The 504-nt window shown below is 74.6% G+C and carries 1 protein-coding gene; it reads right to left on the bottom strand.

Annotated elements, in window-relative coordinates:
• A partial coding sequence (locus LPA54_RS36775) for a 3-hydroxyacyl-CoA dehydrogenase family protein (RefSeq protein ID WP_228984835.1) occupies positions 1-461 on the bottom strand: 461 nt, incomplete at its 3' end.
• Between the last annotated feature and the right edge of the window lie 43 nt (positions 462-504).

Raw genomic sequence — 504 nt, forward strand, 5'->3', positions numbered from 1 at the left:
GGGTTGAAGAAGTGCATGCCCAGCACGCGCTCCGGGTGGGCGGAGTCGGCGGCGAGCCGGGTCACCGACAGCGCGTTGGTGCCGGTGGCCAGGACGGTCTCCGGCCGCACGATGCCGTCCAGCTCCCGGAAGATCTGCTGCTTGATCTCGTACGACTCCGGGGCGACCTCGATCACCAGGTCGGCGGCGGCCGCGGCCGCGAGGTCGGTCCCGGTGGTGACGCGGGCGAGGAGCTCCGCGCGCTGCTGACCGGTCAGCCGGCCGCGCTCCACGGCGCGGGCGGTGGAGGCCTCCAGGGCGGCGACGCACCGCGCGGCCTGGGTCTCGCTGACGTCGATGCCGATCACGTCGCGGCCGGCGGCGGCCAGGACCTCGGCGATGCCGGTGCCCATCGTGCCGAGGCCGACCACGGCGACGGTCCGGAGCGGGGACAAGGGGGTGTCGGACAGGGGAGTGGCCATCGCGGGACTCCAGGAATGAGGGTGACGACGGAAGCCGCGCCCC

It is taken from the genome of Streptomyces sp. DH12, from assembly GCF_020873895.1.
In the GTDB taxonomy this organism is placed as follows: Bacteria; Actinomycetota; Actinomycetes; order Streptomycetales; family Streptomycetaceae; genus Streptomyces.